Consider the following 14,639-nt stretch of genomic DNA (forward strand, 5'->3'; position numbering starts at 1 on the left):
AGACAGTGAGTGCTAAGATCCATTGTCAAGAGGGAAACAGCCCAGATCATCAGCTAAGGTCCCCAAGTGTGTGTTAAGTGGGAAAGGATGTGGAGTTGCACAGACAACCAGGATGTTGGCTTAGAAGCAGCCACCATTTAAAGAGTGCGTAATAGCTCACTGGTCGAGTGACTCTGCGCCGAAAATGTAACGGGGCTAAACACACCACCGAAGCTATGGCATGTCGTAGTCTTCACTACTTCTTTGAATGAGTGATTAGCAACGAGGAATTTGTCGAAATCAACCGAAAGGTTGTTAAAAGATTTCGACTAAATGCTTCCTTGGGCTAAGCACGTAATCATCGAAGGGGAAGTGAAGACTGCGACTTGGGTAGGGGAGCGTTGAATATGGATTGAAGTCAGACCGTAAGGACTGGTGGACTGTATTCAAGTGAGAATGCCGGTATGAGTAACGAAAAGACAAGTGAGAATCTTGTCCGCCGTAAGCCTAAGGGTTCCTGAGGAAGGCTCGTCCACTCAGGGTAAGTCGGGACCTAACGCGAGGCCGAAAGGCGTAGTGGAAGGACAACAGGTTGAAATTCCTGTACCACCGAAGGTTGTTTGAGCAATGGGGTGACACAGAAGGGTAGTGACGCGGACTGATGGAATAGTCCGTCCAAGCAGTGAGGCTTGTCAGTAGGAAAATCCGCTGGCTATAAGGCTGGGCTGTGATGGGGAGTGAAAATTACAGTAGCGAAGGTCATGAGCTCCGGCTGTCAAGAAAAGCCTCTAGTGAGATCTAGGTGCCCGTACCGCAAACCGACACAGGTAGGCGAGCAGAGCATGCTAAGGCGCGCGGAAGAACTCTCGTTAAGGAACTCGGCAAAATGACCCCGTAACTTAGGGAGAAGGGGTGCCCCGGTAGGGTTAATCGCCCGAGGGGGCCGCAGTGAAAAGGCCCAATCGACTGTTTAGCAAAAACACAGGTCTGTGCGAAGTCGTAAGACGAAGTATACGGGCTGACGCCTGCCCGGTGCTGGAAGGTTAAGGGGAGTGGTTAGGGGTAACCCGAAGCTATGAACCGAAGCCCCAGTAAACGGCGGCCGTAACTATAACGGTCCTAAGGTAGCGAAATTCCTTGTCAGGTAAATTCTGACCCGCACGAATGGCGTAACGAATTGGGCGCTGTCTCAACGAGAGATCCGGTGAAATTTTAATACCTGTGAAGATGCAGGTTACCCGCGACAAGACGGAAAGACCCCATGGAGCTTTACTGTAGCTTGATATTGGACTTTGGTACGATCTGTACAGGATAGGTGGGAGCCTATGAAGCATGTGCGCCAGCATGTGTGGAGGCGCCGTTGGGATACCACCCTGATCGTATCGGAGTTCTAACCTGTCACCATGAATCTGGTGAAGGGACCGTGTCAGGCGGGCAGTTTGACTGGGGCGGTCGCCTCCTAAAAAGTAACGGAGGCGCCCAAAGGTTCCCTCAGAATGGTTGGAAATCATTCGAAGAGTGTAAAGGCATAAGGGAGCTTGACTGCGAGACCTACAAGTCGAGCAGGGACGAAAGTCGGGCTTAGTGATCCGGTGGTACCGCATGGAAGGGCCATCGCTCAACGGATAAAAGCTACCCTGGGGATAACAGGCTTATCTCCCCCAAGAGTCCACATCGACGGGGAGGTTTGGCACCTCGATGTCGGCTCATCGCATCCTGGGGCTGAAGTAGGTCCCAAGGGTTGGGCTGTTCGCCCATTAAAGCGGTACGCGAGCTGGGTTCAGAACGTCGTGAGACAGTTCGGTCCCTATCTGTCGCGGGCGTAGGAAATTTGAGAGGAGCTGTCCTTAGTACGAGAGGACCGGGATGGACGTACCGCTGGTGTACCAGTTGTTTCGCCAGAAGCATAGCTGGGTAGCCAAGTACGGAAGGGATAAGCGCTGAAAGCATCTAAGCGTGAAGCCCCCCTCAAGATGAGATTTCCCAATTAGTAAGACCCCTTGAAGACGACGAGGTTGATAGGCTGGGGGTGGAAGTGCAGCAATGCATGGAGCTGACCAGTACTAATCGGTCGAGGGCTTATCCTACAGACTTTGAATACGGAGCGCAAGCGAAGGTTCATAAGTCACATCGGAAGCATTACGCTTCTGCTTGATTTACCTTTGGAGATTCACAACTTTCATATCCAGTTTTCAAGGTTCAAACCTTGAAAAGCTCAAATATATTTTGAGCATTTGTTCCCTGATAGCTCAGTTGGTAGAGCACTCGACTGTTAATCGAGTTGTCACAGGTTCGAGTCCTGTTCGGGGAGCCATTCATGGAGAAGTACCCAAGTGGCTCAAGGGGACCCTCTGCTAAGGGGTTAGACTGCGTAAGTGGTGCGTGGGTTCGAATCCCACCTTCTCCGCCATGCTTTTCTTCGCTAAAAAAACTATTAAAAAAAGACTTGATTTAATAGTTTAGAGATGATATTATATCTCTTGTCGCTGAAATAAAAGCAGTGAAATTGATAGAATTACATAAAGCAAGGCCCGTTGGTCAAGGGGTTAAGACACCTCCCTTTCACGGAGGTAACAGGGGTTCGAATCCCCTACGGGTCACCAAATTGCCGCTTTAGCTCAATTGGTAGAGCAACTGACTTGTAATCAGTAGGTTGGGGGTTCAAGTCCTCTAGGCGGCACCATTTTTGCGGAAGTGGCTCAGCGGTAGAGCATCGCCTTGCCAAGGCGAGGGTCGCGGGTTCGATTCCCGTCTTCCGCTCCATACATCGGGATGTAGCTCAGCTTGGTAGAGCACTTGGTTTGGGACCAAGGGGTCGCATGTTCAAATCGTGTCATCCCGACCATCATTACATATTAACTTTGCAGATCACTGCAAAGTTTTTTTGTTTTAAATTCATACTTCGAATTACTAGTCTATTCGTCGCTGTCTGTAAACGATAGAGTAAATTCGATCCTCCCATGAATCTTTTATCCTTATTTGGGCATGCTAACAACAAATAGGGCAATTGGAGGAATGAAGGTGAAGTATACAATAAAGCTGATGAGCATATTGCTTGCTGCAGCTATGATGGTTGTTGTTCTGATTGATTGGGATGTTAACGCAGCGGCTAAAACAGAAAAGCCCTTCCATTTTGGCTTTAAGCGCAGCATTGGTGGAAATCTGCCATCGATCGAGCAAGAAGGCTTTTCAAACATTATACAAAAAAATGATGCACTATTTTTAGGAAACACAACAAAGAAGGTGTTGTATCTAACCTTTGATAATGGATATGAAAATGGTTTTACAGCTCCAATATTGGATACGCTTAGAGAAAAAAATGTCCCAGCTACTTTTTTTGTAACTGGCCACTATATACAGGATCAGCCGGACTTAATAAAAAGAATGGTTGATGAAGGCCATATTATTGGTAATCACTCGTGGAGTCACCCGGATATGACAACGATGAGTAATGATCAGATTAGACAGGAGCTTGCAAAAGTTAGGGATGGAGTGGCTGCAATTTCCAGTCAGAAATCAATGCAATATTTAAGACCACCACGTGGAATTTTTAGCGATCGTGTACTCGCTGTAAGTCGGGAAGAAGGGTATACGAGTGTTTTTTGGTCACTTGCTTACAAGGATTGGGAGGTTAACAATCAGAAGGGTGGAGAATACGCTTATCAGCAAATCATGAAGCAGCTGCATCCTGGCAGCATTATGCTTATCCACTCTGTATCAAGTGATAATGCAGCTGCACTTCCTAGAGTTATCGATGACGCTCGAGCAAAGGGATATGAATTCGAGAGCTTGGATACACTTATGGCGGAGCAGCTTCTACCGTTTACATTTTAAATTAAAGATGCCAGTAAATCTTAACGCTGCTCAATTAACACGTTAGCTTTACTGGCATCTTTTTTATGGTTGCGCAGGCTGTTTCGCAAAGAAATGAGTGAGTGCTTTATAGACTTCGCCCTTTTCACGAATTATGAAGTGTTTAAACTTCTTATTAGAGATATGCTTATATGCACTCATTAACGTACTGTTTCGATTATATTGATTAACCTCACCGTAGCCAAACATATTGCTGCGCTGCATAAGCTTCTCGATTAGGCGTACACACCGCTCATTATCTGATGTAAGATTGTCACCGTCCGAAAAGTGGAAGGGGTAAATATTCCACAGCTGTATAGGGTAACGCTCATCAATGAGGTCTAGTGCTTTTTGATATGCTGAGGAACATATCGTTCCGCCGCTTTCTCCGCGCGAAAAGAAATCTTCTTCGGAGACTTCCTTAGCTTCTGTATGATGGGCAACATATATGATTTCAACATGCTCATATTTTCTGCGTAAAAATCTCGACATCCAAAAGAAAAAGCTTCTAGCGCAGTATTTTTCAAAAGCCCCCATTGAACCGGATGTATCCATAAGAGCAAAAATGACTGCATTCGATTGTGGCTTAACAATTTCTGTCCAAGTTTTATATCTTAGGTCATCCGGAGAGATCCCGCCAATTCCTTTTTTACCTGCATTGGCATTCCGCCTTAGATTTTCAAGCAGGGTTCTTTTTTTGTCGATATTCGACATGATGCCTTTTTTACGTATATCATGAAACACAACCTCTGAGGTTTGCAGCTGGTCCTTTTGCTTTTCCTCTAGGTTTGGTAGCTCCATTTCTTCAAAAAGCATATCCTCCAGCTCATCGATGCTAATCTCAGTATCGTATACGTCCTCTCCTGGTTGATCTCCGGCATCCTGACCTTTTCCAGGCTTTTTAGCTGCTTGTGGATCTACACCAAGTACATCACCAACCTGTGAATCTCCATCACCTTGACCAACATGCTTCTTTTTATTGTAATTATAAATAAAACGTGCCTCATCTAAGCTTTTAATTGGAACTTTAACGGTTTTCCGTCCATCTGACAATATAATGCTTTCATCGGATACAAGATCAGGTAAATTGTTCTTGATAGCTTCTCGCACACGCTCTTGATGTCTAGCTTGATCATTATAGCCTTTACGGTGCAATGACCAGTCTTCTCGTGAAACGACAAATAACGGTAGCTGCTTCATACGAGGTCACCTCTTTTACGTCTTTTATGTATTCATTGTATGCGTGAAAGAAGCATGTATGATGATTAGAATGATTACAACATATGATTTACTCGAACATTCGGATGCTCACAATATTATCATTCGCTCGAACATTCCTACGGAATGAGGGTCGCTCATGATAATATTGTTCGCTTGAAGGCAAAACTACAGCTTGTCAGTAGATCTTGAAGTTAACAAATTATCTGGAAATTTTAATATAATTAGAACTAACATAGTAAAGGAGTAGGAGCGTACTTATCGAATAATAATTTCGGAGTTGCCACAAGGGAGGAGTAGTTATGCGAAGTGAGCAGGAAATGATGGATCTGATAATTAGTGTTGCTAAGAAAGATGAACGTATTAGGGCAGTCCTGATGCTTGGTTCTCGGGCGAACCCAAGTGTGCCAAGAGATAAATACCAAGATTATGACATTACCTATTTTGTAAAGGATGTAAAGCCATTTTACAATAATATTGAATGGATTAATGAGCACTTTGGTAAACCGGTTATGATGCAGATGCCTGAAAACATGACTTTACTCCCCAACACTGGTGACGGTCATTTTATATACTTAATGATATTTGAAGATGGGAATCGTATTGACCTCAGCATAGAATATACACCTTATATAGATGACGGAGAACCTGCTATTACTCTTTTGGACAAGGACAACTATCTACCACAGCTACCAACTCCTAGTGACAAACACTGGCATATTAAGCATCCGACTGAAAAACTCTTTGCAGATTGCTGTAATGAGTTCTGGTGGTGCTTAAACAATGTTGGTAAAGGTATAGCTAGGAATGAACTGCCATACGCCATGAAAATGTTTAATGAATATGTAAGGGATATGCTTAACAAAATGCTGGAGTGGTATATTGGCGTAAATAACGACTTTTCAGTCTCTGCCGGAAAGTTCGGTAAATACTTCAAGAATTACCTCCCTGCTCATTTATATAAAATGTACTTAAAAACTTACTCTGATGCTAATTGCGACAATCTCTGGACATCGGTTTACACTGCCTGTGACTTATTCCATATCGCTGCCGTTCACGTTGCGGACAACAGTAGATATAACTACAATCAATACGAAGAAAACGAAATGAGAGGCTATTTGAACAAAATCAAAGGTGAAATACACTAGAGATTTCATACTATTGCAAGTGTACCGAAACTAAAACATGCAGGCAGCTGATTATAACAGCTGCCTGCATGTTTATTAAGACTATGCAAAAGTAATATCTATTGATATTACGCTTCAAATTTGAACCACTTCAGGTCGAATTGACTGCCTGGCAGGAACACGAACATAATCTTTTGCTTTCCTTCTACCGGCTGAAGCTCATAGGTACGCGTAATATAATCATCTGAATGAGTGAATTCAACCATTTGCTTGCTGTCGCCCTGGTCACCGCTCATGATGATCGTAATTGTATTTTTGTCGATTGGAGAGTGTCCACATATCGTAAGCTTGCTTGCACCTTCTACAAAGTTCATATCATCAAAAATGATAGAGACGTTATTTCCTATATTCTCAATGGCATGCTCTGTAATCGTAAAGGAGTCACCATATAGCTGATCGTAATCTAGTGCACGAAGCTGCTGGTATGCTTTCTCAAGCTTGGTGAACTGGAAGCCTTTAAGATGAATTTTTCGATTAAGAACAAGTGATAATGTAGTTATTCCTTTAAGTCGCTTATTCAGCTTATAGGTTTCTTCCTGATAAACATTCCATTTCGTCGGCTTGTCATAGCTTAACGTACCAAGATGTGTTGCCCCTTCATCTGTAGGATAGCCTTCCCACAGCTCCATCGTGAATGGATCACTATCTAGCGAGAAGATAGGCAACGTTACTTCATCAGAGCCAAAGCTACCAAAATCAATTTTCTCAAAGCAGATAATGCTCTCGCTATCACGAGCAGTTGCGACACCACGCTCATTACCCATCGTAAGATTCGTACTGCGATCACTGTAGTAGCCAGCAGAGACGAATTCATAAGGTGTAATAAACGCCTGTCCAGTACCGCTAATCGAGAACTCGAGCAGGGAGTAATGCTGCAGCTTATCTTTTCCGTTCTTGATGCCGCAGCGAATATATAATTCACCATCGCCAAGCGCATGTATCGTCGCATGAGCGCCATTAACATCAAGCCTTGCCATATTGGCATCAACACCTGCTGCATTGGCTAGACGCCATTCTACATCCTCATACGTTGCATTGTGAGGATGCAGCTTGATCTCGACAGGAAGTGAGCGCAGCTCAGGATTCATCGTTGTTCCTTGAGGAGCGATGATCTCGATTTTACGTACTGGAACTTCGTCTTGCTCCAGCTGAATGCTGCTTTTCGAGAAATCATGCTCAAAGGCTTCCGCGTACGCATAGAGTGTATCTACTTGCTGTTCTGCAGATTGCTGCGGAGCAGGCTTGCTTACCAACGTAAGCTTACTTGCTTCAAGTCCTCTAGATGCTACTGTAACAGTAATCTCACCAGGCTCTAGTGTGCTTGCTACAATTGCGAGCAGCTTCCCACTAAACAATCTACGGTTTGTACCTTTGTAGGAGTCGTAGTCTGTGCTGTCACCATTATCTAGTCCAACAAGTCGACCAGGTCCGTCAATGGTAACATGAACGCGATTGTTCGCATTCTGAACAGGTAATCCGTGCTCATCGACTGTACTTATCTCAATAAAGGCTAAGTCAGAGCCTGTTGCAGCTAGTGTTTGTTCATTGGTCTGCTGAACTAGCTTCACAGCATCCCCGAAGGAGGCTTGTGTATCCGTCGCAATAACCTCATCATACTCGTTGTAAGCAACTGCCTTTAATACACCCTTCTGATAAGGGATTTGCCATTCGCCAAGCAGCTTCTGCCCGTGCTTATGATCGATATGAACAATTCCTTGAGATTGATCGTTGAAAAACAGCTCAATCTTCGGTGCATTAGAGCAAACGCGAACATCAATCAGTTGCCCTTCAGAAAAGTCCCAATAAGGGAATATATGAACCATTGGACTTACGCGATAGTCAGTCCATTCAGCCTGATAGATATAGAAGGAATCCTTTTTAAATCCGGCAGTATCAAGCTGTCCGAAGTATGAATTTTTCGTATGATATGGCGTTGGCTCTCCGATATAATCAAAGCCAGTCCATATGAATTGACCTAATGAATAGGTCGCATCGCGGTCTGCTATAATGCAGGCCTCCGTATTTTTCGCTCCCCAGCTTGTCGAGCTATTGCCTAGTGCAGAGCATTGTTCATCGTCATCAGCAAGCACAGCCTGAGCAAGTGGGAAATGGTAAATACCGCGACTTTGCACAACAGAAGCTGTCTCACTGCCGTAGATGATCCAGTCAGGATGCTCCTCATGGTGCTGATCGTAGTATTTCTCACCATAATTGTAGCCAGCGACTTTTACGATATCAGCGCATTTTTGTGCATTTTCCCACGGCATAAAGTTAGAGCCGATCGTTACGACAGCATTACGCTTATAATCCAGCTGCTCTACTAGCTCCATTAGCTCACGCGTAAGCTCTTGGCCTCGTTCGCTTGCATGTGTATCATAGATCTCATTTCCAATACTCCACATAATAAGGCTTGGATGATTGCGGTCGCGTCGAACCCAGCTGTTTATATCCTTTTGCCACCAGTCTGGATAGAAGCGTGCATAGTCATAAGGCGTCTTCGGTCGTTCCCACATATCGAATGCTTCTGAGCAAATAAGTACGCCCATCTCATCGGCAAGCTCCATCAGCTCAACCGCAGGCATATTGTGTGCTGTTCTAATCGCATTGACACCCATCTCGATTAACAGCTCTATTTGTCGTCTCATCGCTTTACGATTAACCGCAGCGCCGAGTGCACCCAAATCATGATGCTGGCATACACCGTAAATTTTGACATACTCGCCATTTAAGAAAAAGCCATCGTTTGTTGTAAAGTGCAACGTACGGAAGCCAAACTTCTCAGAATCCGTTTGCAGCAGCTGCTCGTCACGATACAAGGAGGTTGATAGTGTATATAGATTTCCAGCCCCGATGCTCCATAGCTTAGGGCTTGCTACTTGAAGCTCAGACTTAGCAGTAATGGTTTCCCCTGCTGCAGCAGTAAGCGGTGTGCTTAGCTGTGCAACGAGTTTTCCATCTGCATCAAGCAGCTGCTGATCAATACGGTAGGCAGAGTCCTTGCTTACTGCCGTGTCAAAGTAAACCTCTGTATCAATATCAACAAGCCAGCTGTCGTCTAGCTGTTTTGTCGCTATATATACACCGTGCGTTGGCAGATGGGTTACAGGCTTTTCAATAAGCCAGACAGAACGATAAATCCCGGCACCGGAATACCAGCGAGAATTCGGAGATTGGTGAACGACTTTAACGAGAATCTCATTATTCCCTTGGATAAGATAAGATGTAATATCCATCTCAAAGCTAGAATAGCCGTATTTCCACTCTCCGACCGCTTGTCCATTAACATATAACGTGCTATCCATATAGACGCCTTCAAAATACAAGGAAGTGATCGTTTCTTGTGACAGCTTGTCCATATAAAGCGTTTTACGATACCAGCCTTCACCGTTTTCGTACAGGTTGTTGCTATCGTAGATCAGCCAGTCATGCGGCAGTGTTACCGCCATCCAGTTATCTGCTGCCAGCGCAGCCTCAAGGCCAGTATCTAGTGGTTGCTTCGAGAAAGACCAGTCATTGTTGAACAATTGCTTTTTACTCATATGAGCAGCGCTCCTTCACATCAATAGTTGCAATTACACCATGAGATTGATTACTGTAGTGAATTGTTTATGCAGCGATCACAGCAGTCTGCTTCAGTGCCATGCTGCTTGTACGATTGATCGCGTGTACATCTACGCATCAGCATAACATTCATAATAGTTATATCGTTTGGAATGACATATTATTGCATTAGATTGTATTAGCCAATTTAGCTTAGCGCTCTTGAGATAGGCTGAGTAAAGCTATGTCAGTGTCCACTATGAAGCCTAATGATGTAAATGCTTTCCTACAGTTCAATGCAATCATATCATGATCGTTTTTATACTTCCACTAGTAACAATCTTTATAGTCAAATTGATAGATGAATGAAACAAAAATGAAACAATAGGTTCATATCCGATAGTAGAAGTGTTATAGGCGGGATGGTAAACTTAAATGATAAGAGAAATATGAAATTATGAAAAATGATTAGAAGGGGTGTCATGATGAAACTATTTCATACAGCAGACTGGCATTTAGGAAAGCTCGTTCAAGGTGTATATATGACGGAAGATCAAGCTGCAGTGCTTGATCATTTTATAGAAGCAATAGAGAGGGAAAAACCTGATGCGGTAATTATCGCTGGTGACCTGTACGATAGAGCGATCCCTCCAACAGAAGCAGTCGAGCTGCTGAATAAAACATTAGAGCGAATTGTACTGGAGCTTGAGGTGCCAGTGCTTGCAATAGCAGGAAATCACGACAGTCCAGATCGGATTGATTTTGCAGTAAAGCTGATGGAGCGTAACCAGCTTTATATGAGCGGCCAGCTAAGATTCCCAATCGAACCCGTCGTAATGCAAGATGCTGACGGAGAGGTTCATTTTTATTTAATTCCGTATGCTGACCCTTCTATCGTCAGATATTTGCAAGGGCAAGATGATATTCGCAGCCACCAAGAGGCGATGGAGGCGATCGTTCAGCATATTGTTGAACGCTGGGATCCGAATGCCCGACACGTTCTCGTTGGACATGCATTCGTAACGGCATATGGTGAAGCATCAGAGAATACGAGTGACGCAGAACGACCTTTGTCTATCGGTGGAGCAGAATATGTAAGTGCACAGCTGCTTGAAGCCTTTGATTATGTAGCACTTGGGCATCTGCATCAGGCGCACCATGTTGGTCTCGAGCACGTTCGTTATTCTGGTTCTCCGCTTAAGTATTCAATATCAGAGGAAAAGCATAACAAGGGCTATCTCATCGTCGAGCTTGGGAAAACAAATATTAGCATTGAAAAGGCTGCACTTCCTGCAAGAAGGGATATGAGACGCGTTGTTGGGACAATGGATGAGATTGAGCGTCATGAACGCAATGATGATTATGTGTACGTAACCTTAACAGATGAGAATCCAGTATTATTTCCGATGGAGAAAATTCGTGCGGTTTATCCTAATGCGATGCATGTGGAGCGTGTAGCGCATCGACATGCTAATGCCATAGAAGGAGAGGAGCGAGCTTCTGTCGTTACGAAGCAGGAGCTAAAGCCGCTTGAGCTGTTTCGAGCATTCTATGAGGAAGTACGGGGCGTGGAGCTGTCTGCTGATAAGGAAAAGCTGTTCGCTAGTGCCTATGAGCAGCTTGTGAAGGAGAGTGGGGAGTAGTATGAGACCATTAGAGCTAATACTGACAGCTTTTGGACCCTATCGTGAGCGAGAAGTTATTGATTTTCGCGATTTAGGGGATCATCGACTATTCGTCATCTCTGGAAATACTGGAGCTGGTAAAACGACGATATTTGATGCAATATGCTTTGCGCTGTATGGCGCTGCTAGCGGTGAGGACCGAGCGGAAACTCGTATGCTGCGGAGTCATTTTGCTGATGAAGCGACGCATACATCTGTCGAGTTGACATTTGCAGTTCGTGACAAAACCTATCGCATTTTTAGACAGATGAAGCATAGAAAAGGTAACAATAAAAGTGAAACCGGTGAAAAAATCGAGCTGTTTGAGCTAACGGATCAAGGGGAAGTCCCGGCAGCTGATCGCTTCGTTATTCGAGATGTTGATCAACGCATTACAGAAATAATTGGTTTAACGAAGGATCAGTTTATCCAAATTGTGATGCTCCCACAGGGGGAATTCCGAAAACTCCTCACCTCGAGCACAGATAATAAAGAAGAAATATTGCGTAAAATTTTTCGCACAGAGAAATTCGAGCGGCTGGAGCAGCTCGTCGGTCAGCAAACGAAGCAGCTGCAGGAGCAGCTTCGTGATCAGCAGCATGCTCAGCGTTCGCTGCTGCAGTCAATTGCCGAGCAGCTGCCGCTAAGAGAAGGTAGTCAGCTGGAGGAAGTGTACAAGCAGGAGCAGCAAAACAGCTATCAAGTATTGATGGCCTTACAAGAAGAAAAGGCTGCATATGAGCAGCTCCAGCAAGAGATCGATCAAAAAAAGATAGAACAAGCAGAAAGGCTGTCTTCAGCTCGCAAAGCACTACAAGAAGCACAGCAGCACAACGGTAAGCTTACGCAGCTGCATTCAAAGCAAGCTGAGCATGGCTTGCTTCAGGAGCGGGCAGCTGAGATTGAGGCGATGAAGAAAAAGCTTGCTGAAGGTGAAAAGGCAAGATTCGTCGAGCCCTTTGAGAGCCGCTGGCTGCGTGCCCAGCAGCAGGCTGATGAAGGTACCGAGCGATTACGACAATTATTAGAGCGTAAGCTCCAGCTGAATGCCGAGCTGCAAGAGGCTCAGCAGGAATGGGAGGCACAGCAGCAGCTTGAACCTAAGCGTACGGCGCAGCAGCTAGAACTGCATGAATTAGAAGGCTTGGCTCCGCTAGTTAAGCAGCTTAAGCAGCTTGCTGAGCAGGAGATCGAGACAAAGCAGCGTGTAGAGCACGTAAAACGAGAGCAAGCGGAGCAAGCGCTGAAGCTTCAGCAGGCGAAAGCACGAAAGCTTGAGCTGACAGAGCTGCTTGAGGCTCGTGAGCAGGACGCTGTGCGATATGCCGAGCTGCAAGCACAGCTGAAGAGTATTCAAAAGCAAGGAACAGAAATCAGCACTATTGTCACGGAAACTGCGGCACTGCTAGAGCTAGAGCAGCAAATTGGCGAAGCATCAGCTGCCGTTAAGCATGCCTTCACAGCATTGGAAGAGCTAGAGCAGCAATGGCTGAATGGTCAGGCTAGTCAGCTAGCGATGCATCTGCATGACGGACAACCTTGTCCCGTATGCGGAAGTGAGCAGCATCCGAATAAAGCCAATCAGCTCGTGCAGCTACCTTCAAAGGAACAGCTAGAGCAGGCTAAGGCTGTCCATATGCAGAAGCTTCAGGTTCAGCAGCGAATCGAAGCGGAATGCAGCGCAAAGCGTCATATGCTTATAGCTCAGCTGAAGCAGCTTGAGCTACTGGATTCATTAGACTCATTGGAATCATTGGAGTCGCTGGATAAGTCGGAATCCCCTGCAAGTGAAAGTGAGCTGGAGCCATTCGCACCGTATGATGATTTCAATCTCGTATTCAGTAAGCTGCAAGATGCTCAGAAGAAGCTACGAGAACAATGGAAATCGGTAAAGGATCAGTCTGCTGAACTACAGTTGACTATGGAACAGACGATGAAGCAAAAGCAGGAGCTTGTGCTGCTAGAGCAGAGCCTGCATAAGCTTGAGCTAGAACGTGATCGTCTCGTCACTGAGCTGCAGCAGGTCACCATTCAACAAACGACCATCGAAGCGACGATAAAGCAGCTTGCCGAGCGGGTGCCCGAGCAGCTGCAGGATAACCGTAGGCTTGAGCAGAAGCTGGACGAGCTGCGCCAGCAAGTTTCGCTGCTGCAAGCACAGTGGAAGGCAGCGAGTGATCGGTACCAAGCCGTTGTTACGCAGCACACAACGGTCCTTGCGCAGATTGAGAGTCAGCAGCAGCTCGTTGATCGAGTGCAGAAAGAGCTGGAGGAGAGCTTGCAAAGTCTGCAGACGCAGCTTGAGGAGTCTGGATTTGCGGATCAAGCTCATTACATGAGCGCGAAGCTAACAATGGATCAGCTTAAGCAGCTAAGAACTGCAGTAGAGCAATATGAGCAGCAGCTTTCTCGTCTTAACAATGAGCTAGAGCTGCTACAACAGGAGCTGGCAGGTAAACTCGAATATATGGAGATCGAGTCACTCCAGACGCAATACGAAAGCAGTCAGCAAACTTTTGAGCAGCTATTGGCCGACGAGGCAGAGCATAAGCGCTGCTTTGCAGATTTACAGCGTTTCATCGAACGCATTCAAAGCTATAGTGGTCAGCTTCAGGAGCTTGAGGCCCAGCTGAGCCTGCTAAGTGACTTGTTTACGACGATGAAAGGTGATAATCCTTTAAAGCTGTCGTTTGAACGGTATATTCTTATCGATTATTTAGAGCAAATTCTTGTGATGGCGAATTTACGGCTTAGTAAGCTTTCTAATGGTCAGTTTGAGCTGCGTAGAAGTGATCGACTGGAAACACACGGAAAGCAAAGTGGCTTAGGGCTGGATGTATATGATGCGTATACAGGGCAAGTTCGTGATGTAAAGACTTTGTCTGGCGGTGAGAAGTTCAATGCAGCACTATGCTTAGCCTTAGGCATGACAGACGTCATTCAGTCTCATCAGGGCGGAGTATCGATCGAGATGATGTTTATTGATGAAGGCTTCGGTTCATTGGATGAGGAGTCTTTGCAGAAGGCGATCCAAACATTAGTTGATCTGCAGCGTGCCGGTCGAATGATCGGTGTTATCTCCCACGTTCAGGAGCTGAAAAATGCGTTGCCTGCCTGCCTAGAAGTTAATAAAACAGCAGATGGTTACTCAAAGGCAAGCTTTATCATTAAGTAACCTAGCTAAACGGTTCAAATATAT

5 protein-coding genes, 6 tRNA genes, 1 rRNA gene and 2 pseudogenes (1 of these 14 only partly in view) are annotated in these 14,639 nt (G+C 45.3%); 12 read left to right on the plus strand and 2 right to left on the minus strand.

Going from position 1 to position 14,639, the window contains the following annotated elements; all coding sequences use genetic code 11:
• From NSQ99_RS20405 to pdaA, 8 genes are all read left to right on the plus strand, one after another.
• Positions 1-2,066, plus strand: a 23S ribosomal RNA gene (locus NSQ99_RS20405); it begins 993 nt to the left of the window's first position.
• 151 nt (positions 2,067-2,217) lie between these two features.
• Positions 2,218-2,293, plus strand: a tRNA-Asn gene (locus NSQ99_RS20410).
• Between the two features lie 5 nt (positions 2,294-2,298).
• A tRNA-Ser gene (locus tag NSQ99_RS20415) sits at positions 2,299-2,389 on the plus strand.
• A 118-nt stretch (positions 2,390-2,507) separates the two neighbouring features.
• A tRNA-Glu gene (locus NSQ99_RS20420) sits at positions 2,508-2,582 on the plus strand.
• 4 nt (positions 2,583-2,586) lie between these two features.
• Positions 2,587-2,662: transfer RNA gene (locus NSQ99_RS20425), tRNA-Thr, on the plus strand.
• Positions 2,663-2,667: 5 nt separating this feature from the next.
• A tRNA-Gly gene (locus tag NSQ99_RS20430) sits at positions 2,668-2,742 on the plus strand.
• Positions 2,743-2,747: 5 nt separating this feature from the next.
• Positions 2,748-2,824 (plus strand) — tRNA-Pro (locus NSQ99_RS20435).
• A gap of 221 nt (positions 2,825-3,045) precedes the next feature.
• Positions 3,046-3,813 carry a delta-lactam-biosynthetic de-N-acetylase gene (gene pdaA / locus NSQ99_RS20440; RefSeq protein WP_445670572.1) on the plus strand — a complete coding sequence of 256 codons (768 nt, stop codon included), beginning with the start codon at positions 3,046-3,048 and terminating at the stop codon, positions 3,811-3,813.
• 63 nt (positions 3,814-3,876) lie between these two features.
• Here the strand turns inward: pdaA and yhbH are convergent, their stop codons facing one another.
• Positions 3,877-5,031, minus strand: a complete 1,155-nt coding sequence (gene yhbH / locus NSQ99_RS20445; protein ID WP_340838902.1) for a sporulation protein YhbH — start codon at positions 5,029-5,031, stop codon at positions 3,877-3,879.
• Between the two features lie 320 nt (positions 5,032-5,351).
• Here yhbH and NSQ99_RS20450 point away from each other — a divergent pair, with 320 nt between their 5' ends.
• Complete coding sequence (locus tag NSQ99_RS20450; RefSeq protein ID WP_340838903.1) at positions 5,352-6,197, plus strand: aminoglycoside 6-adenylyltransferase; 846 nt, start codon at positions 5,352-5,354, stop codon at positions 6,195-6,197.
• A gap of 107 nt (positions 6,198-6,304) precedes the next feature.
• Here the strand turns inward: NSQ99_RS20450 and NSQ99_RS20455 are convergent, their stop codons facing one another.
• Positions 6,305-9,775 carry a sugar-binding domain-containing protein gene (locus NSQ99_RS20455; RefSeq protein ID WP_340838904.1) on the minus strand — a complete coding sequence of 1,157 codons (3,471 nt, stop codon included), beginning with the start codon at positions 9,773-9,775 and terminating at the stop codon, positions 6,305-6,307.
• A gap of 486 nt (positions 9,776-10,261) precedes the next feature.
• On the opposite strand from NSQ99_RS20455, the gene NSQ99_RS20460 reads away from it, so the two are divergent.
• From NSQ99_RS20460 to NSQ99_RS23290, 3 genes and pseudogenes are all read left to right on the plus strand, one after another.
• Positions 10,262-11,419, plus strand: a complete 1,158-nt coding sequence (locus NSQ99_RS20460) for an exonuclease SbcCD subunit D (RefSeq protein WP_340839217.1) — start codon at positions 10,262-10,264, stop codon at positions 11,417-11,419.
• 1 nt (position 11,420) lies between these two features.
• A pseudogene (locus tag NSQ99_RS23285) lies at positions 11,421-13,020 on the plus strand (AAA family ATPase); the annotation flags it as partial.
• A 1,058-nt stretch (positions 13,021-14,078) separates the two neighbouring features.
• Positions 14,079-14,615, plus strand: a pseudogene (locus NSQ99_RS23290) (SbcC/MukB-like Walker B domain-containing protein); the annotation flags it as partial.
• Positions 14,616-14,639 lie beyond the last annotated feature (24 nt).

Origin of the sequence: Paenibacillus sp. FSL W7-1287 (assembly GCF_038004245.1) — a bacterium.
GTDB lineage: Bacteria > Bacillota > Bacilli > Paenibacillales > Paenibacillaceae > Pristimantibacillus > Pristimantibacillus camelliae.